21 protein-coding genes are annotated in these 25,520 nt (G+C 56.4%); 14 read left to right on the plus strand and 7 right to left on the minus strand.

Annotation, left to right across the window (positions count from 1 at the left end):
- The first annotated feature begins 1 nt into the window (after nucleotide 1).
- From dgcA to J2125_RS18135, 7 genes are all read left to right on the plus strand, one after another.
- Nucleotides 2-967 (plus strand): N-acetyl-D-Glu racemase DgcA, encoded by a 966-nt coding sequence (gene dgcA, locus J2125_RS18105; RefSeq protein ID WP_017799213.1) that lies wholly within the window; start codon nucleotides 2-4, stop codon nucleotides 965-967.
- Between the two features lie 18 nt (nucleotides 968-985).
- Nucleotides 986-2,866 (plus strand): ABC transporter ATP-binding protein, encoded by a 1,881-nt coding sequence (locus tag J2125_RS18110; RefSeq protein WP_017799212.1) that lies wholly within the window; start codon nucleotides 986-988, stop codon nucleotides 2,864-2,866.
- 21 nt (nucleotides 2,867-2,887) lie between these two features.
- Entirely contained in the window at nucleotides 2,888-4,429 is a 1,542-nt protein-coding gene (locus tag J2125_RS18115) for a glutathione ABC transporter substrate-binding protein (protein WP_017799211.1), read from the plus strand.
- Nucleotides 4,430-4,557: 128 nt separating this feature from the next.
- A complete protein-coding gene (locus J2125_RS18120) occupies nucleotides 4,558-5,478 on the plus strand; it encodes an ABC transporter permease (protein WP_017799210.1) in 921 nt (306 codons plus the stop codon).
- A 9-nt stretch (nucleotides 5,479-5,487) separates the two neighbouring features.
- Nucleotides 5,488-6,384 carry an ABC transporter permease subunit gene (locus J2125_RS18125; RefSeq protein ID WP_017799209.1) on the plus strand — a complete coding sequence of 299 codons (897 nt, stop codon included), beginning with the start codon at nucleotides 5,488-5,490 and terminating at the stop codon, nucleotides 6,382-6,384.
- An 8-nt stretch (nucleotides 6,385-6,392) separates the two neighbouring features.
- On the plus strand, nucleotides 6,393-7,433 hold the full coding sequence (locus J2125_RS18130) for a DmpA family aminopeptidase (protein ID WP_209499517.1): 1,041 nt from the start codon (nucleotides 6,393-6,395) through the stop codon (nucleotides 7,431-7,433).
- An 11-nt stretch (nucleotides 7,434-7,444) separates the two neighbouring features.
- Nucleotides 7,445-8,266: a M55 family metallopeptidase gene (locus J2125_RS18135; RefSeq protein WP_017799207.1), complete on the plus strand. Its 822-nt coding sequence runs from the start codon at nucleotides 7,445-7,447 to the stop codon at nucleotides 8,264-8,266.
- 89 nt (nucleotides 8,267-8,355) lie between these two features.
- On the opposite strand, the gene J2125_RS18140 is transcribed toward J2125_RS18135, so the two are convergent.
- From J2125_RS18140 to J2125_RS18165, 6 genes are read right to left on the minus strand one after another with little or no spacing between them, the layout of a single operon-like run.
- Entirely contained in the window at nucleotides 8,356-9,864 is a 1,509-nt protein-coding gene (locus J2125_RS18140) for a serine hydrolase domain-containing protein (protein WP_017799206.1), read from the minus strand.
- Entirely contained in the window at nucleotides 9,861-10,601 is a 741-nt protein-coding gene (locus J2125_RS18145; RefSeq protein WP_017799205.1) for an ABC transporter ATP-binding protein, read from the minus strand. Before J2125_RS18145 ends, J2125_RS18140 begins: the two co-directional genes overlap by 4 nt.
- On the minus strand, nucleotides 10,598-11,431 hold the full coding sequence (locus J2125_RS18150; RefSeq protein WP_017799204.1) for an ABC transporter ATP-binding protein: 834 nt from the start codon (nucleotides 11,429-11,431) through the stop codon (nucleotides 10,598-10,600). The genes J2125_RS18145 and J2125_RS18150 overlap by 4 nt, the downstream gene beginning before the upstream one ends.
- Nucleotides 11,432-12,331 carry an ABC transporter permease gene (locus J2125_RS18155; protein WP_026111446.1) on the minus strand — a complete coding sequence of 300 codons (900 nt, stop codon included), beginning with the start codon at nucleotides 12,329-12,331 and terminating at the stop codon, nucleotides 11,432-11,434.
- Nucleotides 12,328-13,338, minus strand: a complete 1,011-nt coding sequence (locus J2125_RS18160; protein WP_017799202.1) for an ABC transporter permease — start codon at nucleotides 13,336-13,338, stop codon at nucleotides 12,328-12,330. The genes J2125_RS18155 and J2125_RS18160 overlap by 4 nt, the downstream gene beginning before the upstream one ends.
- Complete coding sequence (locus tag J2125_RS18165) at nucleotides 13,338-14,939, minus strand: ABC transporter substrate-binding protein (RefSeq protein ID WP_017799201.1); 1,602 nt, start codon at nucleotides 14,937-14,939, stop codon at nucleotides 13,338-13,340. The genes J2125_RS18160 and J2125_RS18165 overlap by 1 nt, the downstream gene beginning before the upstream one ends.
- Before the next feature lie 213 nt (nucleotides 14,940-15,152).
- On the opposite strand from J2125_RS18165, the gene J2125_RS18170 reads away from it, so the two are divergent.
- Nucleotides 15,153-16,229, plus strand: a complete 1,077-nt coding sequence (locus J2125_RS18170) for a dipeptidase (RefSeq protein WP_017799200.1) — start codon at nucleotides 15,153-15,155, stop codon at nucleotides 16,227-16,229.
- Nucleotides 16,230-16,304: 75 nt separating this feature from the next.
- Nucleotides 16,305-17,219: a LysR family transcriptional regulator gene (locus J2125_RS18175; RefSeq protein ID WP_017799199.1), complete on the plus strand. Its 915-nt coding sequence runs from the start codon at nucleotides 16,305-16,307 to the stop codon at nucleotides 17,217-17,219.
- A gap of 123 nt (nucleotides 17,220-17,342) precedes the next feature.
- On the opposite strand, the gene J2125_RS18180 is transcribed toward J2125_RS18175, so the two are convergent.
- Complete coding sequence (locus J2125_RS18180) at nucleotides 17,343-18,632, minus strand: citrate synthase (RefSeq protein ID WP_017799198.1); 1,290 nt, start codon at nucleotides 18,630-18,632, stop codon at nucleotides 17,343-17,345.
- A gap of 637 nt (nucleotides 18,633-19,269) precedes the next feature.
- Here J2125_RS18180 and sdhC point away from each other — a divergent pair.
- From sdhC to sucA, 5 genes are all read left to right on the plus strand, one after another.
- Nucleotides 19,270-19,659, plus strand: a complete 390-nt coding sequence (gene sdhC / locus J2125_RS18185) for a succinate dehydrogenase cytochrome b556 subunit (RefSeq protein ID WP_026111445.1) — start codon at nucleotides 19,270-19,272, stop codon at nucleotides 19,657-19,659.
- Nucleotides 19,653-20,000, plus strand: coding sequence for a succinate dehydrogenase membrane anchor subunit (sdhD, locus tag J2125_RS18190; protein WP_017799196.1), 348 nt, complete (start codon nucleotides 19,653-19,655; stop codon nucleotides 19,998-20,000). Before sdhC ends, sdhD begins: the two co-directional genes overlap by 7 nt.
- Nucleotides 20,000-21,766, plus strand: a complete 1,767-nt coding sequence (gene sdhA / locus J2125_RS18195) for a succinate dehydrogenase flavoprotein subunit (protein ID WP_017799195.1) — start codon at nucleotides 20,000-20,002, stop codon at nucleotides 21,764-21,766. Before sdhD ends, sdhA begins: the two co-directional genes overlap by 1 nt.
- A gap of 16 nt (nucleotides 21,767-21,782) precedes the next feature.
- Nucleotides 21,783-22,499, plus strand: a complete 717-nt coding sequence (locus J2125_RS18200; RefSeq protein WP_017799194.1) for a succinate dehydrogenase iron-sulfur subunit — start codon at nucleotides 21,783-21,785, stop codon at nucleotides 22,497-22,499.
- Nucleotides 22,500-22,707: 208 nt separating this feature from the next.
- On the plus strand, nucleotides 22,708-25,515 hold the full coding sequence (gene sucA, locus J2125_RS18205) for a 2-oxoglutarate dehydrogenase E1 component (RefSeq protein WP_017799193.1): 2,808 nt from the start codon (nucleotides 22,708-22,710) through the stop codon (nucleotides 25,513-25,515).
- Nucleotides 25,516-25,520 lie beyond the last annotated feature (5 nt).

The following is a 25,520-nucleotide window of genomic DNA, read 5'->3' on the forward strand; positions in this document are numbered from 1 at the left end:
CATGCGTCGCATGCATTTTGAAGCGGTGGAACTGCCGCTGGCGCGGCCCTTCGCCATTGCACGCGGCACACGTACTGCGGTCACCGTAGTGCGTGTCACGCTGGAAGAGCAGGGGTTTATCGGCCTTGGCGAATGTACGCCAACGCCGCATTACAACGAAAGCGCGGAAAGTGTCACCGCGCAACTTAGCGCGCTGCAGGCGCAGGTCGAAGCCGGTCTGAGCCGTGAGGCGCTGCAAAGTCTGCTGCCAGCCGGTTCCGCGCGTAATGCGCTGGACTGTGCGCTGTGGCGGCTTGAGGCGGCATTAAGCCAAAAAAGTCTGTGGCAGCTGCTCGATCTGCGCGCGCCGGAGTCGGTGATTACCGCTGAAACCCTGAGTCTCGATAGCGTAGAAAATATGGCTAACGCAGCGGCGGACGCGGTATCACGCGGCGCCATCCTGCTGAAAATCAAACTGGACCGCGATGCGATTCTGGAAAAGGTCGCCGCCATCCGTCAGGCCGCGCCAAAAGCCACGCTGATTATTGATGCCAATGAAGCCTGGTCGGGCATCGATCTTGGCAGCCTGTTCGATGCGCTGACGCACTACAACATCGCGATGATCGAGCAGCCGTTACCGGCAGGCAGCGATGGCGATCTGCAGCGTTTCCCGCATGTGATCCCGGTCTGCGCCGACGAAAGCTGTCACCAGCGCGGCGATATTGCCGGTCTGCGTAATCGCTACGAGATGATCAATATCAAGCTCGATAAATGCGGAGGTCTGACCGAAGCGCTGGCGATGGTGACCGAGGCGCAGCAGCAGGATATGCGCGTAATGGTCGGCTGTATGCTCGGCTCTTCGCTGGCGATGGAAGCGGCGCTGCCGGTGACCCTGACCGCGGAGCATGTCGATCTTGACGGCCCGATCTGGCTGGCGGCCGACAGTTCACCATTCCTCTCTTATCACAACGGCCATATCTGGCTCTAACCCTATCCCGGAGTGACGATGACGGATATCACGCTAACTTCTCCTGACACCGCCGCGCCCTCCGGTTCTTTCACGACGCCAGTACTGGCCGTGAACGATCTGAGCGTCAGTTTCCACGGACGCAGCGGCCGCAATCTGGCGCTGAAAGGCGTCTCTTTTACGGTAAATAAAGGTGAAATTGTCGCCGTAGTCGGCGAAAGCGGCTCCGGCAAATCGGTGACCTCGCTGGCGGTTATGGGACTGCTGGCAAACTCCGCCACTATCGAGCGCGGTGGCGTGCAGTTTACTGGCCGCGACGGTAATACCCGCGATCTGCTGAGCCTGAACGGCGAACAGCGCCGCCAGCTGCGCGGGCGCGATATGGCGATGATTTTTCAGGAGCCGATGACTTCGCTGAACCCGGTGCTGAAAGTTGGCGATCAGCTGACTGAAGCGCTGCGCGATCATCAGCTGTGCGATAAACAAGCCGCCGATATTAAAGCGCGTGAATTGCTGCGCCAGGTGCGCATTGCTGATGTCGATCGCGTTATGAAAAGCTACCCCCATTCGCTGTCCGGCGGTATGCGCCAGCGTGTAATGATTGCGCAGGCGCTGGCCTGCGATCCGCAATTACTGATTGCCGATGAGCCGACCACGGCGCTGGATGTCACCGTACAGGCGCGCATTCTGCAAATTTTGCGCGACCTGCAACAGCAAACCAATATGGCGGTGATGTTTATCACCCACGATATGGGTGTGGTGGCGGAAGTCGCTGACCGTGTGGTGGTGATGTATCGCGGCGAGGTGGTGGAGCAGGGCAGTGTCGAACAAATTTTTACCGCGCCACAACATGCTTACACCCAGTCGCTGCTGGCGGCGGTGCCGCGCCTCGGTGATATGCGCGACAGCCGCTGGCCGAAACGCTTTCCGCTGCTGGGCCAGCAGAGCGAAAACGCCGGTGACCAGCAGATCACCGCCCGCTACGAAGAGAAACCGCTGCTGGATGTGCGTGGACTGCGCGTCTACTACCCGGTGCGCAGCGGCGTATTCTCTGCGCTGACCCATCGCGTGCATGCGGTGGAGCAGATTGATTTCAGCCTGTGGCCCGGTGAAACGCTGGCGATTGTCGGTGAGAGCGGCTGCGGCAAATCCACCACCGGCCGCGCACTGCTGCGGCTGATCGACAGTCAGGCCGAAAGTATTCTGTTCCACGGCGAGGAAATCTCCCATCTGAAAGAGCAGGCATTTCAGCCGCTGCGGCGTGAAATGCAGATGGTGTTTCAGGATCCCTATGCCTCACTGAATCCACGCTTAACCGTCGGCTTTACCATTGCCGAACCGCTGTTGCTGCATGGACTGGTGAAATCGCTGGAAGAAGCGACGCCGCAAGTAGAAGAACTGCTTAAAAGCGTTGGTCTGTTGCCGGAGCATGCCAGCCGCTATCCCCATGAGTTTTCTGGCGGTCAGCGCCAGCGTATCGCCATCGCCCGCGCGATGTCGTTGCAGCCGCAGGTGATTATCGCCGATGAGGCGGTCTCGGCACTGGATGTGTCGATTCAGGCGCAGGTGGTCAATCTGATGATGGATCTGCAGAAGAGCACCGGTGTGGCATGGATCTTTATCTCCCATGATATGGCGGTGGTTGAACGTATCGCTAATCGTGTGGCGGTGATGTACCTCGGGCAGATTGTCGAAATCGGCCCACGTCAGTCGGTATTTAATAATCCACAACATCCTTATACCCGACGTCTGCTGTCATCGGTGCCGGTGGCCGATCCGCTGAATCGTGCGCTGCGCACCTTCGATGACAGCGAAATCCCTTCACCGCTGCGCAAAGCTGGCACAGAGGTGGAGAAAACCCGTTATCGCCAGGTGGCCGGGCAGCACTGGGTTGCCGAAGGCGCATTTTCGCAAGCATAACTTTTCATCAGGAGAGACACCATGAAAGCCATACTTCGCCGTTCTGCCGTCGCCCTCGGGCTGTCATTGTGTCTGGCGGCTGTTGCCCAGGCACAGGATTTACGTATTTCGGCCTATGTCGATATTACCGGGATGGACCCGCACGATACTTCCGACAACGCCAGTTATTCGGTGCAGAGCGGGGTGTTTGAGCGTCTGTTCCAGTTCGACAGCCAGATGAAACTGACGCCATGGCTGGCGACCGATTACACCAGCAATGAAAATGCCACCGAGTTTGTGATTAATCTGCGCAGCGGTGTGAGCTTCCAGGATGGCACGCCGTTTGATGCGGCAGCGGTGAAAACCAACCTTGAACGGCTGGCCGATCAGAGCAAAGGTCTGAAGCGTAACAGCCTGTATAAAATGATTAAAACCGTCACCGTGGTATCGCCAACGCAGGTGAAAGTGGAGCTTAACCAGTCGTTTGGCGCCTTTATTAACACCCTGGCGCATCCTTCGGCGGTGATGTGGAGCCCGGCGGTGCTGGCGCAATATCCGGAAGAGACGCAGCTGCGTCTGCACCCGGTCGGTACCGGTCCGTTTAAATTTGTTGAGTGGCAGCCAGGCAAACTGGTGAAGCTGATTAAAAACGACAAATACTGGAAGCAGGGCTGGCCAAAAGTGGACAGCGTGACCTTTACGCCAAGTCCGGAAGATGCCACCCGCGTCGCGGCTCTGAAATCGGGTCAGGTGGATGCCATCTATCCGCTGCCTGCCGATCTGCTGGCTACCGTACAGAACGACAGCAAACTGGCGGTACAGCGTGACCCGAGTATTTATCTCTATTATATGTCACTGAATACCCAGCATAAGCCGCTGGCTGATGTGCGTGTCCGTCAGGCGCTGAACTACGCGATTAATCGCGATCTGTTCCTGAAAGTGGGTTTTGGCGGTATGGGTAAACCCGCGACATCGGCAATGCCGTCAGGCGTGCAGTTCTATCAGAAACAGACCGATGTTGATTACAGCTACAACCCGGAAAAAGCCAAAGCGCTGCTGAAAGAGGCCGGTTATGGCAATGGCCTGGATCTGAAACTGTGGAGCACCAATACCACCGTCGCGGTGCGTGTGGCGCAGTTCCTGAAACAGCAGCTGGGCGCGGTCGGTATTCGTGTCACCGTTACGCCAATGGATTCCGGTTCGCGTAACGCCAAACTGTGGGGCGTGAAGGATCCGAAGCAGGCGGAATACGATCTCTATTACGGCGGCTGGTCTACCTCTACCGGTGATGCTGACTGGGCGCTGCGTCCGCTGTTTGCCACCGAATCCTGGGTGCCAACCTCGTATAACGTCTCTTACTACAGCAATCCGGCGGTCGATAAAGCGATAGCGGGCGGTCTGGAAACCGCCGATCCGGCGAAACGTGCGCAGGCTTATGCCGAAGCACAGAAGCTGTTGTGGAAAGATGCTCCAATCGCTTTCCTTGGCACGCCGGATAATCTGGTGGGTAAAACCAAAAAGCTGGAAGGCGTATCGATGCTGGCGGATGGCAACCTGCTGTTTACCCAGGCCGAGTTTAAATAAACCATCGCTATCGTAGGGGAGCCGTTTTCGGCTCCCGTCTGGATGACGGCTACGGTGCAAACCATTGGCACGGGCGGCGATAACGCCACCCCTACAGTGATAAAATTTTTAACCGACGAGAAATCACCATGTTTGCTTATATTGTCCGACGTCTGTTGGAAATGATCCCGGTACTGCTGGTGGTCTCGCTATTAGTATTTGGTTTTATCAAATTATTACCGGGCGATCCGGCGCGTATTTACGCCGGTCCGGACGCCACCATTGAAGCAATAGAAGCGGCGCGCCTGCACCTCGGGCTTAACGATCCGCTGCCGCAACAATATATTCACTGGCTTGGTGGCCTGTTTAAAGGCGACTTAGGCGTCACTTTCCGCACCCAGCAGCCGGTGACCGAAGTGATTGCCCAGGGCTTTATGCCCACCATGCTGCTGGCGCTGGCCGGTTTTGCCTGGTCAGTGATCCTCGGGCTGATTATCGGCGTGATTGCGGCGCTCAAACGGGGTAAATGGCAGGACTGGACGCTGATGAGCTTCGCTGTCGGCGGTATCTCAATGCCGCCATTCTGGCTCGGTCTGCTGCTGGTACAGTTTGTCGCCATGCCGTTTGGCCTGTTCTCGGTCAGCGGCTTTAATCAACCCAGCGATATTATTCTGCCCGCGTTAACCCTCGGCGCCTCGGTGGCGGCGGTAATGGCGCGCTTTACCCGCTCGGCGTTCCTCGAAGTGGCGCAGGAGGACTATGTGCGCACCGCCAAAGCCAAAGGGCTGCGCAGCCGGCTGGTTACGTGGAAACATGTGATGCGTAATGCGCTGATCCCGGTGATCACCATGCTCGGCCTGCAATTTGGCTTTTTGCTCGGAGGCTCGATTGTGGTGGAGAGCGTATTTAACTGGCCCGGCCTCGGCTGGTTGCTGATTGAATCGATCAAATCGCAGGACCAGCCGGTGATTCAGGCGCTGGTGATGCTGTTTGTGTTTGAATTTATTGTGATTAACCTGCTGGTGGATCTGCTGTACGCGGTGGTCAACCCGGCGATTCGTCTGCGTTAGGAGCTGATGATGACTTTGCCAACTGAACCGGTGATCCCGGTGGTGACAGAGAAAAACACTATCCGCTCGCCGGGTCGCGATTTTCTGCACGCTCTGGTGCGCAACCCGCTGGCGCTGGTCTCCGGTGGTTTTGTGCTGTTACTGCTGCTGGTGGCGATTTTTGCCCCGTGGCTGGCGCCGTGGAATCCGATGGAGCCGGACTGGATGGCGCTGTCGTCGCCACCTTCCGCCGCCCACTGGATGGGAACGGATGACCTTGGACGTGATGTGCTGAGCCGGATTATTTATGGTGCGCGTATCTCGCTGTATATCGGCGTGCTGTCGGTAACGATGGGTATGCTGGTGGGGATCGTTCTCGGCCTGCTGGCGGGCTATTACGGCCGCTGGGTCGATATGCTGATTATGCGCGCTTCCGACGTGCTGTTCGCCTTTCCGGGCATGTTGCTGGCGATTGCAGTGGTGGCGATCCTCGGTCCGGGGCTGAATAACGTGATTATTGCGGTGGCGGTATTTAGCGTGCCGGTGTTCGCCCGTATTGTGCGTGCGTCCACGCTGTCGCTGAAACAGGCGGCCTATGTTGAAGCGGTACGCTGCGCCGGTGCGCCGGATCGCGTGATTCTGCTGCGCCATATTCTGCCAGGCACCCTGTCGAGTGTGATTGTCTATTTCACCATGCGTATCGGCACCAGCATTCTGACCGCGGCGGGACTGAGCTTTATCGGTCTCGGGCCGGAGCCGGATGTGCCGGAGTGGGGCAATATCCTGGCGATGAGCCGCAATATGATGATGGCTGGTCTGTGGCACGTTAGTGTGTTTCCTGGCCTGGCGATTTTTATTACGGTGCTGGCCTTCAACCTGTTGGGTGATGCACTGCGTGATACACTCGATCCGAAACTGAAAAGCTGAGAAAAGTGATGGATTTTCAACAGATGCAGCGCGATTTGCTGCTGCAACGCTGGCGCGCCACGCGCAGCCTCGGGCAGCCGCGGATGGCCTGCGGGCCACGTAATACGCTGGCCGATGTGCCGGGGGTACGCGTCGGGCACAGCACCCTTGATGCCGGTGAAATTCAGACTGGCGTGACCGCGATTGTGCCGCCGGGCGATAACCTGTTTACTCAGCCGTTGCCCTGTGCTGCGGCGGTGCTGAATGGTTTTGCCAAACCAGTGGGGCTGGTGCAGCTGGAAGAGCTGGGCGTGCTGCAGACGCCGATTCTGCTGAGCAATACGCTGGCGGTCGGCACGCTGTTTACCGCGCTGGTGCGTGATGCCATCAGCCGCAATCCGGAACTGGGCCGCAGTTTGCCGACCGTCAATCCGCTGGCGCTGGAGTGCAATGACGGCTGGCTGAATGATATTCAGGCGCTGGCGATCACCGATGAGATGGCGCAGCAGGCCTTGTATACCGCATACGCGGAGTTTGCCCGCGGCAGCGTCGGCGCCGGACGCGGCATGAGCTGCTTCAGCCTGAAGGGCGGAATTGGTACGGCTTCACGGCTGATCCCTGCCCTGAATGCCACCCTCGGCGTGCTGGTACTGGCGAACTTTGGCGCGTTAAATGCGCTGACGCTGGATGGCGTGCGCGTTGGCGAAGCGATTGAGCCGCTGCTGCCGGAGCTGACGCCGCAGCGTGATGCCGGTTCAATCATCATCATTATGGCCACCGATGCCGCACTGGATGCGCGTCAGTTAAAGCGTATTGCGAAACGCGCTGGCGCCGGATTAGGGCGTCTGGGTAGCTACTGGGGTCACGGTTCCGGTGATATCGCCGTGGCGTTTTCCACTCAGCCGCAGCCAGCATCGCTGGCGGATGCGGCACTGGAACCGCTGCTGGCGGCAGCGGCCGACGCCACGGAACACGCGGTGCTGGATGCCTTATTGAGCGCGGAAGCGGTGACCGGTTTCCGGGGGCATTCCCGTCCGGCGTTACGCGAGATTCTCGATAGCCTTTGCTGAAGGAAGTAACCATGAAAATTTTTATCTCTGCCGATATTGAAGGCATTGCGGGTGTAATGCGTCCGGAGCAGTGCAGCCCGGGCACCGCCGAGTACCAGCTGGCGCGCGCGCTGATGGAACAGGAAGTGAATGCCGCGATTGACGGCGCTTTTGCTGGCGGCGCCAGCGAAGTGGTGGTGGCCGACAGTCATGCGGCGATGACCAATCTGCGTGCCGAAAATATTGATAGTCGTGCGCGACTGGTGCAGGGCAAACCACGCGGTTTATCGATGGTGGAAGGCCTGGAACAGCAGCAGTATGACGGCATGATGTTTATCGGTTATCACAGTGCGGCGGGCGAGTCTGGCGTGCTGGCGCATACCATCAACGGGCGTGCGTTTTACCGGGTAAAAATCAACGGTCAGGTGATGGGCGAGAGTGATATCTACGCCGCCGCCGGTGCTGAGCAGGGCTCGCCATTGTGGCTGGTCAGCGGTGACGATACCTTGCAGACGTGGATCAATCAGTACTATCCGTCGGTCAATTACGTCGGCGTTAAGCGGGCAATTTCCCAGACTTGCGCCGAATCGTTAAGCCCGGTGGCGGCGCGCGAGGCAATTCGCGAAGCGGCTGCCAGCGCGGTGCGTCAGGCAAGTCAGGTGGCGACGACGCGGATTTCGGCGCCTTATCAGCTGGAATTGATGGTAGCGAAACCGGTACTGGGAGATCTGTTCTGTTTGATACCCGGCACAGAGCGGATTGATGCCATTACGGTGGGTTATCGCGCGGATAATATGGCGACGATGGTCAGTCTGCTTAGCGCGTTCTCGTATCTGGCGACAACGCAGAACTAAGATCGCTCTGCTTGGTAGGGGCGGCGTTCTCGCCGCCCGTGCCGATGGTTGCAGCGGGAGCCGATAACGGCTCCCCTACATTATCCGGGCTAACGCACATACTTCACTATCCGGCTGCGATTCAGCAGTAAGCGAATGCCATCCTCTTCCAGCTGGATCACAAAGCGTTTTTCCCATGGACCATCCTGCGCAGTGGCCAGCACCCGGCCTTTGCCCAGAGATACCAGGCTGGCGGTAATCGATGCCGGACCAATCCCCATCAGCAAGCTGTCGCCGTCGATATCAATCACGCTGCGATATGCCGCCAGCTGCCAGCGGCCCTGCAGCTGTTGCAGTGTGTTATCCGCCACCACCGGCACAAAGCGCCGTGCCGCCAGACCAATTTCACCGGCAATCGCCGCGCCGTCATGCGCCAGACGTATCGGAAAAGTTGACGATAACGAAACCGCTTCACCCGGTATATTACTGCGGTACAGGGTTTCACCGGCGCCCAGCCAGGTGGCGGTCACCCCGTTAATCTCCAGCCAGTCGCTGCCTTCTTCCGCCGCATACAGCCCGGGTTGCAGATCATGACCTTTTTCCGGCAGGGATTCATCCAGCAGCGCCGCCATGATTTTTAAGGCGTTTTCAAAGGTGGTGACATCTTCGCGGTTAGCAACCAGCGCCAGTCCGACCTTCAGTTCAGGATGCAGCAGGAAATAGCTTTTGTAACCGGCATGGGAACCGCCGTGACCCACCAGCCGGTGGGCGCCAATCTGCGAATGCGCCACACCAAGGCCATAACCGCTTTCACGGCCATCGGCTAAGTAGCGCGGTGCACTCAGGCGCGCCAGTACGCCTGCGCCCGGTCCCTGATCCGCCAGTACCGACTGTAACCAGCGGCTGAGATGGTTAGCGCTGCCGGTGACGCTACCGGATGCTGAGAGATGCAGTCCGGCGCTGGCCAGCTGCCACTGACTGCCCTGGCGCCAGTAACCTGGGACCAGGCCCGGCACAATATCAAACCAGCTTTCCGGCGCAATCAGGCGAATATCCAGCGGCTGGCAGATATGCTGTTGCAGCAGATCGTTAAACAGTACCCCTTTGGCTTTCAGCGCCTCTTCCACCAGGCGATAGCCGGTATTGGAGTAGGAGACTTCGCTGCCGCAGGGATAGCTCAGGTCGCCATTGCTGGCGACAAAATCCAGTAATGAGGCGGCGCTGGTGGCGTTATACACCGACAAACCGAGCAGCGACAGGGTTTCACGTACGTCCGGCAGACCAGAGGTCATATCCAGCGCCTGGCCGACGGTGACCTTGCCTGCATCGCCAGTCAGCTGCGGCAGATGCTGCGCCAGACTGTCCTGCAAATTCAGCCGGTCGCTGGCCGGACCGGTGACCATGGTGGCGAACAGATGTTTAGTCACTGAGGCGAAACGCACCACGCTGTCGGCGCTGAAGGGCGTCTGCTGCGCGAGATCCGCGAGGCCACCGGCGTGGGTGGCGTGGATCTTTTCACCATCAAACAGGGTGACAGCGCCACCCGGTGCGCCGGGCTGGTTCCAGCTGGCGGCCAGTTGGGCGGCAATATCGCTGGCATGTTGCCAGTTTAGCTTCATGCGGGTTCCTCAAGAGTGATACTTAAGTCGAACAGTTCTGCGGTGTGCGGATGCTGAATGCGCCGCGCACGCAGATCGTCAGAGCTGAGCTGCTCCACCATCTGTCCATGCTGCATGACGCCGATGCGCTGGCAGAGATGGGTCACTACCGCCAGATTATGGGTCACCATAATATAGGTGAGCTTACGCTCTTCCCGCAGATCGCTAAGCAAATTCAGAATTTCCGCCTGTACCGAAACGTCCAGCGCCGAGGTCGGTTCATCCAGCAATAATACTTCCGGTTCGGCAATCATCGCGCGCGCAATCGCCACGCGCTGACGCTGTCCACCGGAAAGCTGATGCGGATAACGAAAACGTACCGCGGCAGGCAGACCGACTTCCTGTAATGCTGTCGCGATGCGCTGTTCGGCGCGATCGAGGCGGTGCACCAGCAGCGGCTCATGCAAAATGCGGTCGATAGTCTGGCGTGGATGCAGCGAGCCATAGGGATCCTGGAATACCATCTGCACCTGACGGAAGAAGTTGCGGCCACGATGGGCGGTGAGCTGCGTACCGCCAAATTCCACCTTGCCCTGCCACTCATTATTCAGCCCGGCCAGTACGCGCAGAATAGTGGATTTGCCCGATCCGCTCTCGCCGACGATGCCGAAGCTTTCGCCATTACCAACCTGAAAACTGACGCCTTTAACCACTTTATGCGAGCCAAAGGCGATATGTAATTTATCGATATCAATCATATTTCTTCCCGCCATGCAGCTTCACGTTTCATCACCGGCAGCCGATCGCGTGGATGGCGCAGTGAGGGCAGGCAGGCAAGTAAACCTTTGGTGTAAGGATGTTGCGCCTGTTGCAGCTGGCCCGCGTCCAGCATTTCGACAATCCGTCCGGCATACATCACCGCCACACGGTCGCAGAAGTGGGAAACCAGTGGCAGATCGTGGCTGATCAAAATCAGTCCCATACCGCGCTGTGACACCAGTTCATCAATCAGCTTCAGGATTTCCGCCTGCACGGTGGCATCCAGCGCACTGGTCGGTTCATCGGCAATCAGCAGTTCCGGATCCGGCGCCAGCATCATGGCGATCATCACACGCTGACCCATGCCGCCGGAGACTTCATGTGGATAGCGTTTTGCCACCCGTTCCGGATCGCGGATTTTCACCTGCTGAAGCAGATCAATCGCCGCCGCCATCGCCGCTTTTTTGCTGCCGCCTTTATGCTCGCGCCAGGCTTCGGCAATCTGCTGGCCGATGGTCATTACCGGATTAAGTGAGTATTTCGGATCCTGCAAAATAAAGCCGACGCGTTTGCCACGAATTTTGCGCAGGGTTTTCTCGCTGGCGCCGCGTAAATCGATGCCGTCAAAGCTTAGCTTGTCGGCCTGCACCCGGGCGTTGCCGGGTAGCAACTGCATCAGACTACGCGCGGTCAGTGATTTGCCGGAGCCACTTTCGCCGACAATGGCGAACTTCTCTTTGCCGACGCTGATGGAGACACCGCGAACAGCCTCGAAACTCTCGGTGCGGCTGGTAAAGGTAATGCGCAGGTTTTCAATTTCGACCAGCATCTAGCGCTCCTTAGGATCGAGGACGTCCCGCAGGCCATCGCCAAGGAAGTTGAACGCCAGTGAAGTGAGGAATATCGCGATACAGGGCATCAGTGGCACCCACCATTCGCTAAACAGGAAGCGACGGGCGGTGGCAATCATGGTGCCCCATTCCGGTGACGGTGGCTGCGCGCCCATGCCGAGGAAGCCAAGGCTGGCGGCGGTAATAATAATTGAGCTCATATCCAGCGTGACGCGCACAATCAGGCTCGGCACACACAGTGGCATCACATGGCGCAAAATAATACGCAGCGGTGACGCGCCGGTGATACGGCTGGCGGCGATAAAATCACTGTTTCGAAACTGCAGGGTTTCGGCGCGCGCCAGCCGGGCGTAGGGCGGCCAGGCTGTCAGCGCAATCGCCAGCACCGCACTTTCCACGCCCGGTTTCAGCGCGGCGACAAACGCCAGCGCCAGAATCAGTCGCGGGAAGGCGAGGAAAATATCGGTCAGACGCATCAGGGTTTTGTCTAACCAGCCGCCGACATAACCGGCAATACAGCCAATCAGCAGGCCCAGCGGCGCGGTCAGCAGCACCACGGCAATTACCATGCCCAGCGTGGTGCGTCCGCCAAAGATAATCCGCGTCCAGACGTCGCGTCCCAGCTCATCGGTGCCCAGCCAGTGCTGCAGAGAGGGTGCGGCAAGGCGGTTGGTCAGATCCTGGCTGCCTGGCGTGTAAGGCGTCAGCAGCGGGGCGAGCAGCGACAGCAGCAGCACCGCCAGAATCACCAGCAGCCCGGACATCGCCAGCGGGTTTTCGCGCAGGCCAAGCCATAAACGATAGCGTCGGCCCCACACCGCCTGACGGCGGGTGGCGGGAGTTTCATCGAGCAACCATGCTCTTGTCAGAGATTTCATTTTACGCGCGGATCCCAAAGTCGGTAGAGGAGGTCGGCGAGCTGGTTCAGCAGGACGTAGGTCGCCCCGACCAGCAGCGTAGCGCCAACCACCGGATTCATATCAGCATTCATCAGTGAAGTGGTGAGGTATTGACCGAGCCCCGGCCAGGCAAAGACATTTTCCGTTACCACCGCGCCTTCCAGTAGCCCGGCGTAAGTCAGCGCCAGCACCGTGACCAGCTGCACCGCCACGGTAGGGAAGGCGTGACGCCAGATCACCCGTCGCGATGACAGCCCTTTCGCCCGTGCGGTAATCACAAATTCGCCGCTCAGGGCATTCAGCATAAAGGTGCGCGTCATACGCGTGATATAGGCCATGCTGAAGTAGGCAAGGATCAATACTGGCTGCGCCATATGCGCCAGCGCATCGCGGAAAGCGTCATAATCCCCGGCCAGCAGTGAATCGACGGTCAGCAGGCCAGTGACCTGCGGCACCATATCCTGGAAGATAATATCCTGACGTCCCGGACCTGGGGCGATGCCGAGTACCGCATAGAAGATCAGCAGGCTCAGCAGCGCCAGCACAAAGACCGGCAGTGAGTGTCCGGCAAGACAGACCACGCGGATAACCTGATCGAGGGTTTTGCCCTGACGCACCGCCGCCCAGACGCCGAGTGGAATGCCAACAATCGCCGCAATAATAATCGCCGCCGTCGCCAGTTCCAGCGTCGCCGGGAAGAAACGGGCGATATCAGTGGTCACTTCGTTATGGGTCAGCACTGAACGACCTAAATCGCCGTGCAGCAGTTGATTGAGATAGTGGCCAAATTGCATGTACAGGGGCTGATCCAGCCCCATTTCTTGTCTGACACGTTCTACGACCGACTGCGGTGCGTTATCACCCACCGCAGCCAGTACCGGATCGGTCGGCATGACCCGACCAATAAAGAACGTTAACACTGACAAACCAAACAGCGTCAGCACCAGGCTGCTCAGCGTGCTGAGTAAACGTTTAAACGACGACATTACGCTTTTTTCACCTGCTCAAACGGGTTGTCGCGCAGTACAGTCATATGCACGCCGGTGATGTTTTTACCGCAGGCGATGTTTTTCATATCCTGCATCATCTCAATAAACGGACTTTTTTCACGGTGTTCGCGCTGAATCTGCTCATACAAAGCGATACGCTTCGCCGGATCGGCTTCATGCAACGCGGCGACGGTCATTTTGTTAAATGCATCGTCAGACCAGCCGCAACGCCAGGCGAGCGTACGGTTACGCGCACCGCTGCTGTTGTCGGTATTAACGCAGAACGCTTCGGTGTTGGAGTTAGGATCGAAATAGTCCGCGCCCCAGGCAGTCAGCGCCAGCTGATGGGTACGGGCGCGCATTTTGGTCAGCACCTGACGGTTTTCAGAAGAGATCAGCGACACTTTGATGCCCACTGCGCCCAGCTGGGTTTGCAGCGCCTGCGCGATATCCGGGTAAGGCTGCGCCGAGTAGTGATCGAGGGTGATTTCAAAGCCATCCGCATAGCCCGCTTCCGCCAGCAGCGCCTTGGCTTTGGCGACATCGACTTTAAACGGCTGATCGTCCAGCGCCGCCGGGAAGCCGGAAGGCAGGAAGCTCTGATGCACTTTATGCGTCAGCGGCAGAATATTTTGCTGGATGCTGTTGTAGTCGATAGCCCACTTCAGCGCCTGCCACACCTGTGGCTTTTGCAGATGCTCATTAGTGGTATTGCATGACATCAGCATGATGGTGGAAACATCCGTCTTATAGACGTTGAAGTTTTTATCACCCTGCAACGGTTTCAGCTGTTCGGTGGTCAGATCGCGCGCGATATCGACATCGCCTTTCTGCAGCATCAGCAGCTGAGCGGAAGGATCGACGATATGTTTGATAATTACGCGTTTGGTGCTGGTTTTCGACGGGTTATGCGGGTTTTTCTCGAGAATAATGCTTTCACTGGCTTTCCATGCGCGCAGGGTGAACGGGCCGGAACCGGCGCTCTGCTGTTTCATCCAGCCATTACCCAGATCGCCGGTTTGCTGATTGGCTAGCGCCGCTTTTTTCTGCACGATGCTACCTACCGGCGCCGACAGGCAATACAGCAGGAAGGTTTCTGCTGCCGGTTCGGCGAGGTTCAGCACCAGCGTTTGGGCGTCTTTCGCCACAATCATCTGCTCAACGTTATCTTTGGTAAAACCGAACTGGTTGATAATAAACGCCGGGCTTTTATCCAGTTTAACGACGCGCTGCAAAGAGAAGGCGGCATCTTCAGCGGTCAGCGGGCTGCCATCGGAGAATTTCACCGACGGGTCGAGATGGAAAGTAAAGGTCTTGCCGTCGCTGCTGACTTCCCAGCTTTTTGCCAGCTCGCCGCGGATTTCACTGGGTTTTTCCGGGTTTGGCATTACCAGCCGTTGATAGAGGTTGCCCGTCACTTCAGAGCCAATCGCCTCAAAGCTTTCTGCCGGATCCAGACTGGTCATATTGTCGATCTGCATCGCCATCACCAGCATGCTGGCCGGGGTGGCGGCAAAGGCGCTGCTGCTGTTCAGGCTAAGATAAGAAAGAAACGGAACCGCTGAGCATCCTGCAAGAAAACGTCTTCTGGTAACCATGATTTCTCCAACTGGTTGATATTTAATATTATTTTTAAGTTTAAGTGTTGTTTTCGCCTTGACTTCTGTTAAAAGGCGGTGGTTAATATTGTCAGGAGCAACTTATTTTCTCCGGCGACAAAAAGATGCCTCTTTTCAGTGCAAGCGCCTGTGCGTCTGCGCTTTTATGATGCATCGTCTTCTACCGCTTATCCGTTTACGGGACTTCAATTTATGTCTGATACGCTATTTTCTGACGCCGACCTTGTGCCGGTTTTTGACGGTCACAATGATGTGCTGCTGCGCCTGTGGCGCTCACACGCTGCCGATCCGGTTGGTGCTTTTCTTAATGGTCCTGCCGCGGGTCAGATGGATTTACCGCGTATCAGACAGGGCGGTATGGCCGGTGGTCTTTTTGCGACTTATGTCCCAACGGGGGGAGTTAAGGCAAGAAGTGTGCCAGGCAAGTTAAATTTCAGCGATGTGCCTGAAACGCCTTCAATTGAAGAAGCGCGCAATATCACTTTTTCGCTGCTCAATACCTTAATTCGCATTGAAAAAAATTCTAATGGCCAGGCGAAAATCTGCCGCACCGCTGCGGATATTCGTCACAGTATTGAGAACAAAGTCCTGGCGATGGTGATGCACATTGAAGGTGCAGAGGCGCTGGATGCCGATCTTGAGTTGCTGGAGGTGTTATACGCTGCCGGGCTGCGCACCCTTGGCCCGTTGTGGAGCCGTCCGAATATTTTTGGCGATGGCGTGCCGTTCCGCTTCCCCTCATCACCCGATATTGGCGCGGGTCTGACGGAGGCCGGATTACGTCTGGTGCGCGCCTGCAACCAGCTGCGCATTATGGTTGATCTGTCGCATATGGATGAGAAGGGCTTCTGGCAAACCGCCGCCATCTCCGACGCGCCGCTGGTGGCCAGCCACTCCAATGCCCATGCGCTCTGCGCGCAGTCGCGCAATCTTACCGATAAGCAGCTGGCGGCTATCCGCGAGAGCAACGGCTTTGTCGGGGTGAATTTTGGCACCATGTTCCTGCGTGAAGATGGCAAAAAGAGTCCTGATGCCACCGTTAATGAGATCGTACGCCATGTCGATTATCTGCTGGAAAAAGTGGGCGAAGATGGCGTCGGCTTTGGTTCCGATTTCGACGGCACCACGATTCCACCGGATATGAAAGATGTCGCCGGTCTGCCGCTGTTAGTGAAGGCGCTGGCGCAACGTGGTTACGACCGCGCGTTGCTGGAGAAGATCTGTTACCGCAACTGGATAAGAGTGCTGGAAGCCAGCTGGGGGGAATAAACACCAGACGGATGCGGGTTCGGCACTATCCTTGCATTGCTTATGCTCAGGATTAGTTAAGCGAGCCATAAACTCATGCGATTGCGTCATATCGAAGTTTTTCAGGCCATTGTGCAGAGCGGCACCATCAGCGGCGCGGCGCGCTTGTTAAATGTGTCACAACCGAATGTCAGTCGCGTGCTGAATCACGCTGAGCAGCAGCTGGGCTTTGCGCTGTTTGAGCGCCGTGTGCAGGGGATGGTGGTTACTGCCGAAGGACGCCGGCTGCTGCCGGAAGTGGATGAGCTGTATCAGCGTCTGCAAGTTATCAGTCAGCTTACCGATCAGCTACGGCGCGGCGAAGGGCAGATCGTGCGTCTCGGCGCTGCGCACGCCTTTGGCCAGATGGTGCTGGCGCCGGCGCTGGTAGCTTATCGTCAGCAGGCTTCGTCGGTAAATGTGGAACTGGTGACCGAGCATTTCAGCGCCTTGTGCCACAGTCTGCTAAACGACGAGCTCGATTTTGCGCTGGCCTTTGGTCAGCAGGTGCACGCTGATTTACTGGCGGAGCCACTGTTTCAGTCGTCGATGGTGGCATTATTGCCGCTGAACAGCCCGCAAAACGGCGCGGTGACGCTGGAGTGGCTGTGTCAGAACAACCTGTTAATGATGCAGCAGCAGGATCCGCTGGGGCGTGTGTTGCATCGCGCGCTGCGTGACAAAGCGCTGCAACCGGCGGTGTCGCTGTCGATTAAAACCTATTCGGTGATTGCTGATATGACGCTGGCGGGTGGCGGCGTGGGGATTGTCGATCTGTTTACCGCCTGTCGCTATGTCGGACAGCTGAAAATTCTGCCGATTGCGCAGCCGTTGCCATTTGAAGTCATGCTGATTAGTCGTCGCGATCGGCCACAATCGCAGTCTGTATTGCAGCTGAAGCAGGTAATCCGCCAGAAGCTGTGGGATATTGCGCGCCAGTGCGAGACGCTGTTTTTAACCCCGGCGGTGTAATACAAAAGGGCGACGAAAACGCCGCCCCTACACCCGATCTGTAGGGGCGGCGTTCTCGCCGCCCGTATTACGGATTGATCCCTGACCTGATGGCAGCGTTCTCGCTGCCCCTGCATCACCGTATTAGTTGTCCTGCTTCAGCTGCGAAGCGAATTCACGCTTATCGTAACCGGTATAAAGCTGACGCGGACGGGCAATTTTAATGCCGTCGTCATGCATCTCTTTCCAGTGTGCAATCCAGCCGACGGTACGCGCCATAGCGAAGATCACGGTAAACATCGACGACGGAATACCCATCGCTTTCAGAATAATACCAGAGTAGAAATCGACGTTTGGATAGAGTTTACGCTCGATAAAGTACGGGTCGTTCAGCGCGATGTGCTCCAGCTCCATGGCCACTTCCAGCAGGTCATCTTTCATACCCAGCTCGTTCAGCACTTCATGGCAGGTTTCACGCATGACGGTGGCGCGCGGATCATAGTTTTTGTAAACGCGATGGCCAAAGCCCATCAGACGGAAAGAGTCATTTTTGTCTTTCGCACGTTTCACAAATTCAGGGATATGATCGACGCTGCTGATCTCTTCCAGCATACGCAGACAGGCTTCGTTGGCGCCGCCATGCGCCGGTCCCCACAGCGAGGCGATGCCCGCCGCGATACAGGCAAAAGGATTGGCGCCAGAGGAACCGGCGGTACGCACGGTTGAGGTCGAGGCGTTCTGTTCGTGATCGGCATGCAGTACCAGAATACGGTCCATGGCGCGTTCCAGCACCGGATTGACCACGTACTCTTCGCACGGGGTAGAGAACATCATATTCAGGAAGTTACCCGCGTAGGAGAGGTCATTACGTGGATAGACAAACGGCTGGCCAATCGAATATTTGTAACACATCGCGGCGACCGTCGGCATTTTCGACAGCAGACGGAATGCGGCGATTTCGCGGTGGCGTTCAATGTTGACATCTAATGAGTCGTGGTAAAATGCCGCCAGCGCGCCGGTGACGCCGCACATCACCGCCATTGGGTGTGAGTCGCGACGGAAGCCCATAAACAGACGGTTAATCTGCTCATGAATCATGGTGTGGCGGGTGACGGTGGTACGGAATTCATCAAACTGCGCCTGCGTCGGCGCTTCGCCGTTCAGCAGGATATAGCACACTTCCAGGTAATTAGAGTGCAGGGCGAGTTGGTCAATTGGAAAACCGCGGTGCAGCAGAATGCCTTCATCGCCATCAATAAAGGTGATTTTGGATTCGCAGGACGCCGTCGAGGTAAAGCCCGGGTCAAACGTAAACAGACCATGCGAACCCAGGGTCCGGATATCAATTTCGTCTTCTCCAAGCGTACCTTGCAGCACGTCTAGCTCAATAGGAGCTTCGCCATCTCGGGTTAGCGTCGCTTTTTTATCAGCCATTACAGTCTCCTTAGCGCCTTATTTGTAGGGATCTTTGACACCTTGACTGGCTATCATACCCGGATTGCTTGCGTAGAGATGCAGTCTATCGACTCTGTGGCATGGTAAATCTTGCAGGGTACAGAGCGATGGGCGCTTACAAGCGAGGGTCCGTCAGGCATGACATGCTGCGTTACACGGTTGTTAAAGATCCGGTCTGGACATTATTGTTCTCGTAACCATTTCCTGATGCTTTCGGGTGGCTCACCCAATCAATGTTACATAACTTACGCTTAGGGGAAAGTGTATCCCCATAACTTTTGTGCATCATAGGGTTTTCAATTGTTCGTTTGTAACAGGAATGTTGAACTTTTGTCAAATCAGATAATTAAATTTGTATAAATTGTGAAAATCGTGAGGTTGATCACTGTTCAACCTAAATGTTCCCAAACAGTTTGTAGGGGAATTGTAATAAGAATGTGATCCCCCTATACTTCGGCCAGGTCTCCGGAATACCCTGCTGTAGGAGCCACCCAGCGTTTCATACGCGTCGTTTTGACACTGGACGTTGCAGTTTTAGTGCCTGGCGCTGTGCTTTCGATTGTTAACGCTGTCTGACCCCCTTCAGGACCGGAGGAAGCAAAATAAGAAAGGCTGTGTGGGCAAAACCGTGAAAAAACAAAGACCTGTCAACTTGGATCTCACTACGATCCGGTTTCCCGTTACTGCGATAGCGTCCATTCTCCACCGCGTCTCCGGCGTGATCACTTTTGTGGCTGTCGGTATTCTGCTCTGGCTACTGGGTCTCTCTCTCTCCTCACCCGAAGGCTTCCTGCAGGCATCTGCCGTTATGGACAGCTTTTTTGTTAAATTCATCGTATGGGGCATTTTAACTGCACTGGCTTATCATATTGCCGGTGGCATTCGCCATATGCTGATGGATTTTGGTTTTCTTGGTGAAACGCTGCAAATTGGTACGCGTTCCGCTCAGATAACTTTTGGTCTCACCGTCGTGCTTTCAATTCTGGCAGGAGTCCTCGTATGGTAAGCAATGCTTCTGCTCTGGGGCGTAATGGTATACATGACTGGCTGCTGCTACGTGCCGCAGCCATGGTTATTACTCTCTATGTGCTTTATATCCTCGGTTTCCTCGTGGTGTCAGATACCCTGACCTACGATATCTGGCGTGGATTTTTTGCCTCCTCCTTTACCAAAGTGTTCACCCTTCTGACGCTGTTATCCATTCTGGTGCATGGCTGGATTGGGATGTGGCAGGTGCTGACTGACTACGTTAAACCGGTTGGCTTGCGACTGATGTTGCAGCTGGTGGTGGTGCTGGCGTTGTTGGTGTATGCATTTTATGGAACTGTTGTGGTGTGGGGTGCTTAATGAAATTGCCAGTCAGAGAATTTGACGCCGTTGTGATCGGCGCTGGCGGTGCAGGCATGCGTGCTGCGCTGCAGATTTCCCAATCGGGCAAAACCTGTGCCCTGTTGTCAAAAGTTTTTCCTACCCGTTCCCATACCGTGTCTGCGCAGGGGGGGATTACCGTTGCGCTGGGTAACACCCATGAAGATAACTGGGAATGGCATATGTACGATACCGTCAAAGGTTCCGACTATATCGGTGACCAGGACGCGATTGAATATATGTGTAATACCGGCCCGGAAGCGATTCTGGAACTGGAGCATATGGGGCTGCCGTTTTCCCGTCTCGACGATGGCCGCATTTATCAGCGTCCGTTCGGCGGCCAGTCGCTGAACTTTGGCGGCGAGCAGGCGGCGCGTACCGCCGCTGCGGCTGACCGTACCGGTCACGCCTTGCTGCACACTCTGTATCAGCAGAACCTGAAAAACAAAACCACTATCTTCTCCGAATGGTATGCGCTGGATCTGGTGAAAAACGCCGATGGCGCAGTGGTCGGTTGCACCGCGCTGAATATCGAAGATGGCGAAGTGGTCTATTTTAAAGCGCGCGCCACAGTGCTGGCCACCGGCGGCGCCGGTCGTATTTATCAGTCCACTACCAATGCGCATATCAATACCGGTGACGGTGTCGGTATGGCGCTGCGCGCTGGCGTGCCGGTGCAGGATATGGAAATGTGGCAGTTCCACCCAACCGGTATCGCCGGCGCGGGGGTGCTGGTCACGGAAGGTTGTCGTGGTGAAGGGGGTTACCTGCTGAATAAGCATGGCGAGCGCTTTATGGAGCGTTACGCCCCGAATGCCAAAGATCTTGCCGGTCGTGACGTGGTGGCGCGTTCGATTATGATCGAAATCCGTGAAGGGCGTGGCTGTGATGGCCCATGGGGTCCGCACGCGAAACTGAAACTCGATCATTTAGGTAAAGAGGTGCTGGAATCGCGTCTGCCGGGCATTCTGGAGCTGTCGCGTACTTTTGCGCACGTCGATCCGGTGAAAGAGCCGATTCCGGTGATCCCGACCTGTCACTATATGATGGGCGGCATTCCGACCCGTGTGACCGGTCAGGCGCTGACGGTCAATGAGCAGGGCGACGATGTGGTGGTGCCGGGTCTGTTTGCCGTCGGTGAAATCGCCTGCGTATCAGTACATGGCGCTAACCGTCTGGGCGGCAACTCGCTGCTGGATCTGGTGGTGTTTGGTCGTGCTGCGGGTCTGCATCTGCAGGAATCGATTGAGCAGCAGGGTGAACTGCGTGATGCCAGCGAAGCGGAAATCGACGCTTCACTGGCGCGCCTCAATCGCTGGAACAATAATGTTACTGGCGAAGATCCGGCGGAGCTGCGCAAAGCGTTGCAGGCCTGTATGCAGAACAACTTCTCGGTATTCCGTGAAGGCGATGCGATGGCCAAAGGTCTGCAGGAGCTGAAACTGCTGCGCGAGCGCCTGAAAAATGCGCGTCTGGATGACCGTTCCAGCGACTTTAACACCCAGCGCGTTGAGTGCCTGGAGCTGGATAACCTGATGGAAACGGCATATGCCACAGCAGTCTCCGCTAACTATCGTACCGAAAGCCGTGGCGCTCATAGCCGCTTCGACTTCCCGGATCGTGATGATGCCAACTGGTTGTGCCACAGCTTGTATCTGCCTGATAGCGAGAGCATGACGCGCCGTGAAGTGAATATGGCGCCGAAGCTGCGTGAAGCCTTCCCGCCGAAAGCGCGTACTTACTAGTTGCGGAGATAAGACGATGAGACTCGAATTTTCTATTTATCGTTACAACCCGGATGTTGATAACGCTCCGCGCATGCAGGAATACACGCTGGAGAGTGATGAAGGACGCGACATGATGTTGCTGGACGCGCTAATGCGTCTGAAAGAGAAGGATCCGACGCTGGCGTTCCGCCGCTCCTGCCGTGAAGGGGTGTGCGGCTCCGACGGTCTGAATATGAACGGCAAGAATGGCCTTGCCTGTATCACGCCGGTGTCGGCGCTGGGCAATGGCACAAAGAAAATTGTTATCCGTCCGCTGCCGGGATTGCCTGTCATTCGCGATCTGGTAGTAGACATGAGCCAGTTCTACACTCAATATGAGAAGATTAAACCTTACCTGTTGAATAATGGAGAGAATCCGCCTGCACGCGAACATCTGCAGGAACCGGAGCAACGTGAAAAGCTGGATGGCCTGTACGAATGTATTCTTTGTGCGTGCTGTTCAACCTCATGCCCGTCATTCTGGTGGAACCCGGACAAGTTTATCGGTCCGGCAGGGTTACTGGCGGCGTACCGTTTCCTGATTGACAGTCGTGATACGGAAACCGATGCGCGTCTTGACGACCTGAACGATGCTTTCAGCGTATTCCGCTGTCACAGCATTATGAACTGTGTGAGCGTATGTCCGAAGGGACTCAATCCGACGCGCGCCATCGGCCATATCAAGTCGATGTTGTTGCAGAGAGGCGCTTAACAGCGAGTTTTCCGGGAACCTCAGGGTTCCCGGATATTCAGGAAGCCTTTATAAACGTTTGCGCGCGCGGCGATCGTTTTTAAAGGTTCCCTTACGGGCCGGGCGCCGATCGCGCACAGTGCTCGTATCGAACTTGTACTACGGCAAGCCGTTAACCCGGCAAAAAATGAAACCTCGAAAAAAAGCATAAAATGCTTAAGGGATCACAATGCAGAACAGCGCGATGAAGCCCTGGCTGGACTCCTCCTGGCTGGCCGGCGCGAACCAGTCCTACATAGAGCAGCTCTATGAGGATTTTCTAACCGATCCTGACTCTGTTGATGCTGCATGGCAGTCGTTATTCCAGCAGCTTCCTGGCACTGGGGTTAGACCTGAGCAATTCCACTCTGCAACGCGTGACTATTTCCGTCGTCTGGCGAAAGATGCTTCGCGTTACACCTCCTCTGTTACCGATCCGGAAACCAACTCCAAGCAGGTTAAAGTTCTGCAGCTGATTAACGCGTTTCGTTTTCGCGGCCATCAGAGTGCCAGACTTGATCCGCTGGGCCTGTGGAAACAGGAAGCGGTGCCGGATCTCGATCCGGCTTTCCACGATCTGACTGACGCGGATTTCCAGGAGACCTTTAACGTTGGCTCCTTTGCCATCGGTAAAGAGACCATGAAGCTCGCCGATCTCTTCGAGGCGCTTGAGCAGACCTATTGTGGATCGATCGGTGCAGAGTATATGCACATCACCAATACTGAAGAGAAACGCTGGATCCAGCAGCGTATCGAATCGGTAGTGGGGCACGCCAGTTTCACCAATGAAGAGAAGAAAGGCTTTCTGAAACAGCTGACCGCTGCGGAAGGTCTGGAGCGTTATCTCGGGGCGAAATTCCCCGGCGCTAAACGCTTCTCGCTTGAAGGCGGTGACGCACTGGTGCCGATGCTTAACGAAATGATTCGTCATGCCGGTAAGAGCGGAACCCGTGAAGTGGTATTAGGTATGGCGCACCGTGGTCGTCTGAATGTCCTGATTAACGTGCTCGGTAAAAAGCCGCAGGATCTGTTCGACGAATTCTCCGGTAAGCATAAAGAGACGCTCGGCACCGGTGACGTTAAGTACCATATGGGCTTCTCTTCCGACGTGGAAACCGAAGGCGGTATGGTGCATCTGGCGCTGGCGTTTAACCCGTCGCACCTGGAGATCGTCAGCCCGGTGGTGATGGGCTCGGTACGCGCCCGTCTCGATCGTCTCGACGAACCGAGCAGCAATAAAGTATTGCCAATCACCATTCATGGTGATGCCGCCGTCACCGGCCAGGGCGTGGTGCAGGAAACCCTGAACATGTCACAGGCGCGCGGTTATGAAGTTGGCGGTACCGTTCGTATCGTGATTAACAACCAGGTGGGATTCACTACCTCTAACCCGAAAGACGCCCGTTCCACGCAGTACTGTACCGATATCGGTAAAATGGTGCTGGCGCCGATTTTCCACGTGAATGCTGACGATCCTGAAGCGGTGGCCTTTGTTACCCGTCTGGCGTTGGATTTCCGTAACACCTTCAAACGCGACGTATTTATCGATCTGGTCTGCTACCGTCGTCATGGTCATAACGAAGCGGATGAGCCAAGCGCCACCCAGCCACTTATGTACCAGAAGATCAAAAAGCACCCGACGCCGCGTAAGTTGTATGCTGACAAGCTGGAAAGCGAAAAAGTCGCCAGCCTGGAAGATGCCACGGAAATGGTCAACCTGTACCGCGATGCGCTCGATGAGGGCGAATGTGTGGTGCCAGAATGGCGTCCGATGAGCCTGCACTCCTTCACCTGGTCGCCGTATCTGAATCATGACTGGGACGAAGCTTACCCGGCATCGATGGATCTGAAACGTCTGCAGGAACTGGCTAAACGTATCAGCCATGTGCCGGAGAATGTCGAAATGCAGTCGCGTGTGGCGAAAATCTACAACGATCGCGCGTCGATGGCCGCCGGTGAGAAAGCATTTGACTGGGGCGCGGCGGAAAACCTCGCCTACGCCACGCTGGTTGATGAAGGCATTCCGTGCCGTCTCTCCGGTGAAGATATGGCGCGCGGCACTTTCTTCCACCGTCATGCGGTGATCCACAACCAGGCCAACGGCTCGACCTATACCCCGCTGCAACATATCCATAACGGGCAGGGTGTATTTAAGGTGTGGGACTCGGTGTTGTCGGAAGAAGCGGTACTGGCGTTTGAGTATGGTTATGCCACCGCTGAGCCGCGCACCCTCACCATCTGGGAAGCGCAGTTTGGTGATTTCGCCAACGGCGCACAGGTGGTTATCGACCAGTTTATCAGCTCCGGTGAACAGAAATGGGGCCGGATGTGTGGCCTGGTGATGTTGCTGCCGCACGGCTACGAAGGCCAGGGGCCGGAGCACTCCTCCGCGCGTCTGGAACGTTATCTGCAATTGTGCGCCGAGCAGAATATGCAGGTTTGCGTGCCTTCAACCCCGGCGCAGGTATATCACATGTTGCGCCGTCAGGCGCTGCGCGGCATGCGTCGCCCGCTGGTGGTCATGTCGCCAAAATCTCTGCTGCGCCATCCGCTGGCGATTTCCACGCTGGAAGAACTGGCGACCGGTGGCTTTAAACCGGCAATCGGCGAGATTGATGACCTTGATCCGCAAGGGGTTAAACGCGTCGTGCTATGTTCTGGTAAGGTTTACTATGACCTGCTAGAGCAGCGTCGCAAAAACGAACAAACTGACGTGGCTATTGTACGTATTGAGCAGCTGTATCCATTCCCGCATAAAGCGGTACAGGAAGCGTTGCAGCCTTATTCACATGTACATGATTTCGTCTGGTGTCAGGAAGAGCCGCTAAACCAGGGCGCCTGGTATTGCAGTCAGCATCACTTCCGTGAAGTTGTGCCTTTTGCAGCTTCATTACGTTACGCCGGGCGTCCAGCATCCGCTTCGCCGGCCGTTGGCTACATGTACGTTCACCAGAAACAGCAGCAAGACCTGGTTAATGACGCGCTGAACGTTGATTAAATAAA

This window comes from Winslowiella toletana, from assembly GCF_017875465.1.
Lineage (GTDB): Bacteria > Pseudomonadota > Gammaproteobacteria > Enterobacterales > Enterobacteriaceae > Erwinia > Erwinia toletana.